The sequence below is a fragment of the Nonomuraea corallina genome (assembly GCF_027620315.1).
Classification (GTDB): Bacteria; Actinomycetota; Actinomycetes; order Streptosporangiales; family Streptosporangiaceae; genus Nonomuraea; species Nonomuraea corallina.
This window is the reverse complement of the sequence record NZ_JAPNNL010000310.1, coordinates 1-3,567: the sequence shown is the minus strand read 5'-3', so window position 1 is coordinate 3,567 and position 3,567 is coordinate 1. Positions and strand designations below refer to the sequence as shown.

3 protein-coding genes are annotated in these 3,567 nt (G+C 72.2%); 1 reads left to right on the top strand and 2 read right to left on the bottom strand.

Annotated elements, in window-relative coordinates:
* Positions 1 to 1,063, bottom strand: a 1,063-nt coding sequence (locus tag OUY22_RS36140) for a serine/threonine-protein kinase (RefSeq protein WP_270159821.1), incomplete at its 3' end; no start/stop codon positions are given.
* A 116-nt stretch (positions 1,064 to 1,179) separates the two neighbouring features.
* Complete coding sequence (locus tag OUY22_RS36135; RefSeq protein ID WP_270159820.1) at positions 1,180 to 1,704, bottom strand: hypothetical protein; 525 nt, start codon at positions 1,702 to 1,704, stop codon at positions 1,180 to 1,182.
* A gap of 255 nt (positions 1,705 to 1,959) precedes the next feature.
* On the opposite strand from OUY22_RS36135, the gene OUY22_RS36130 reads away from it, so the two are divergent.
* Positions 1,960 to 3,510 (top strand): hypothetical protein, encoded by a 1,551-nt coding sequence (locus OUY22_RS36130; RefSeq protein ID WP_270159819.1) that lies wholly within the window; start codon positions 1,960 to 1,962, stop codon positions 3,508 to 3,510.
* The last annotated feature ends 57 nt before the right edge of the window (positions 3,511 to 3,567 follow it).

The following is a 3,567-nucleotide window of genomic DNA, read 5'->3' as shown; positions in this document are numbered from 1 at the left end:
GCAGCCGGGTCAGCAGCTCGCGGTACATGGCGCGCAGCTCCTGCCTGGCCAGGTTGGCGCCGGAGCCGCCGTGGGTGCCCGTACCGTCGGAGCCGCTGTGCGTGCCTGTGCGGCCGGAGAGGGCCGGGAAGGCGGTGACGGCCGGCCCGCCCGAGGCGGGGCGGTCGGTGACCGAGACGCGGCTGAACGGGGTGGTGTCGTCGCCCGCCGCCTGCACGCCCCGCGTCAGCAGCGCCGTGGAGGCGCCGACCGTCTCGGGCTGCCCGAGCAGCCGCAGCAGGATCTGGTCGGCGGAGGGCCGGTCGGCGGCCGACTTGGACAGCGCCGCCCGCACCACGCCGCGCAACGGCTCCGGCATCATCTCCACGTCCACCTCGTGGGTGAGGATCCGGTTGAGCACGGTCGCGATCGAGTTGCCCTCGAACACGGCGGTGCCGGTGGCGGCGAACGCGATCGTCGCCCCCCACGCGAACACGTCGGTGTACGGCCCGATCTCCTCGCCGGCGATCTGCTCGGGCGCCATGTACGCGGGGGTGCCGATGGCCCGGCTGGTGATCGTGCCGGTCGAGTCGATGATGCGGGCGATGCCGAAGTCGACCACGCGCGGCCCGTCGGCGGCGATGAGCACGTTGTCGGGCTTGAGGTCGCGGTGGATGATCGAGGCGTGGTGGATGGCGGTCAGCGCGGTGGCGGTGCCGATGGCCAGCCGGTCGAGCGCGGTGCCGGTGAGCGGCCCGTCGGTGTCGACGAGGTCGCGCAGCGCCCGCCCGTCGATGTACTCGCTGGCGATGTACGGGGTGTCGCCGTCGAGGTCGGCCTCCATGACCCGGGCGGTGCAGAACGAGGCCACCCGCTCGGCTGCCTTCAGCTCACGGGCGAAGCGGGATCGGGCGCTCTTGTCACCGGTGAATTTGACGTGCAGCAATTTGACGGCGGCCCGCTCACCGTGCTGGTTGACCCCGAGAAAGACGATGCCCTGCCCGCCCTCGCCGATTCTTCCGGTCAGCCGGAACGACCCCAGCTGGGAGGGATCGCCGGCGACTAGCGGCGAGATGTGCGGCATTCGACTTCCCCACGTGTCCTAACGAAGCCTGACGAGGCAAACTTTACGACGTTGGAGAACTTCCCAGAGAGCTGTTAACCGTTCGTGACGTCACCGTTCGCGGACAGAAGCCGCGTTCACCGGTCGCAGGCGGACTCGATTCCGAACTCCCAGCCGGCGTTGCCCCGACGTTCCGGGCCGGCGCTCTGACTCCCCCACCAGCGTTCGGCCCGCAGCGACAGCTCGGGGACCGCGGCCAGGGCGCGCTCGCAGTCGACGATCTGCGCCAGGAGCCGTACCCGGACCAGCCCGCCCGGGCGGATCGTCAGGGGGAAGGCGCGGCCGTCGTCCGCACGCACCTCGGTGAGCCGGACGCCGTCCGCGCGCAGGCCCACACCGGAGACGGTGACGGGGAACCAGCCGTCGTTGACGATCCTGTGCCGGAACCACACGGTCATGTTCCGTACCCGGCCGGCGTCGTCACGGACGATCGCGGGCTCGGGGTCGCCGCCGTCGACGCCCAGCCGGGGGACGGCCAGCCCGCTCGCCGCCGCCGCCAGGGCGAGCGGCACGGCCGCCACTAGGGCGACGAGGGCGGCGCGCATCCGCCGGATCTCGCTCCGGGTCGCCCTCCCGGCGCCGTGGTCCAGCCGTTCCCACACGTTATCGGGTATCACTCCACACCCCTGTGACTTTGACCAGCATTCTGCTACTTTCTCCCGAGGGGACAAGGGGAATTTAGTGGGTTTATTTCTTTTTTGGGATTCCTGGTGGTCGCGGTCCCGTTCCTGTACCGGGCTGAATCCGAGGTCGTGTCGCGGAGCAGGATGCACCGTTTTTCCCGCTTTTACCAGGTAGAAGTCACTCCGGACAACGGCGCGGCTATTCTCCGTTACCTGCATGTCACGACGCGTTCCATGCGTATCGGAACGGTCACCGGGCTCGGCGTCATGTTCGCGACGGTCGAGGGAGAATCGTTCGGCATCAGCCCTGTCTGGCCGGTGATCGGATGGTTCTGCGGAATGGCCGCGGCCGAGACGCTCGCCGCCCGTCGAGGCGGCCGGCTCGGCCGTCCGCTCCGTGTGCGACTGGCGCCGACCCTGACGAGGGCACTGTGGGTGTTCGCCGCCATGGTGTCCGGCGCGATCGCGCTGGCCTCGGTGTCGCGCTCGTTCCAGGCGGAGGTGGCTCTCGCCGAGCGGGGCTGGGCGGTGTTCACGCTCACCGTCATCCTGGCCGTGAACCTGCTGGTCATGGGGCTGCACCGACGCCCGCTCCGGGCGGAGGCGGCCGACCTGGTGGCCGCCGAGCTGGCCATGCGGTCCCGGTCCGCGCGCCTGCTGCTGGCCGGTGGGACGATCGTGGTGATCTGGTCGGCGCCGGGCGGCGGCTGGTCCTCCGGCCTCGACGCCTTCCGCTCGCTCCTCGGCGTCGCCGTGACCCTGACGGCCTGGGGCCTGGCACTGACCGCCCAGCCCGTCACGCCCGCGAACCGGCCGACCCCCTGGCGGGCGGTCACCGCCGTGCTGCTCACGCCCTTCCTGGCCGTGGGCTGGAACGCCGCCGCGGCGGCGGAGCCGGACGAGCAGCCGAAGTCGCCTCTCACGGCGCCCCACGGCAACGCGGCCCTGTTCGCGTACGTCACCTCGGGCAGCGGCCCCTGGCAGATCGCCACGATGCCGGACGGCCGCGAACCGGACGACGAGTGGGACGAGAGCACCTGGGACTTCGGCGGGTTCTCGCTGGACAGGGCCGTCACCCGGCTCGCCACCGGCGACGGGGGCAGGCGAACCGGGCCGCTGACGCTCAGCGGCGACGGCCACCACGTCGTCTACCTCGACTCCGTCACCGACCGCCTGGTCGTGCAGCACCTCCCTGAGGCCACCCGGCGCGACCTCACGGGACCGCTCCCCGCCCACGCCGTCCCCGAGCCGCACCTGTCCCGTGACGGCCGCCTGGCGGCGCTGGTCTCCAGCACCGGGACCGAGTTGATCGACACCACGACCGGCGCCAGGACCGCGCTGCCGGAGGTCAGGCGCGTGCTCGGCCTCGGCCCGTACGGCGTGATCGGCACCACCGGGCACCGGGCCCTGTCCGGCGCGCCCGACACCGAGCTGCTCACCGTGGACCTCGGCGGCCGGGTGCGCAGCCGGGCGCCCTTCGACCCCACCCTCCCCGCCCTGGCCACGCAGGACGGACGTTGCCTGATCACGCTGACGGGCGACGAGGTCGTCACCATGGACGCGCGCACGGCCCGGGTGACCGATCGGGCGGCGTTGCGGCTGCCCCGTCACCACAACCCGCCGGAACCGCTGGGCTGGTCGGCGGAGGGCGGGCTCGCCGTGGCGATCGAGCCCCAGGGCGACGACGGCCACTACCACGTTCTCGACCCGGGCACCGGCGAGTCGAGCCCGATGAAGGGTGTCCTGGACAGGCTCGACCACGGCGTGTTCGGACTGATCCCGTGAGCGCGCTCTGGCGGCTGTGCGTGGCCGCGGCGGCGGCGCTCGCCGCGGCGTGGCTGA

What these genes read in the sequence shown, in the direction of transcription:
- OUY22_RS36130 (WP_270159819.1), top strand. Translation starts at nt 1,960, where the DNA reads ATGCGTATCGGAACGGTCACCGGGCTCGGCGTCATGTTCGCGACGGTC.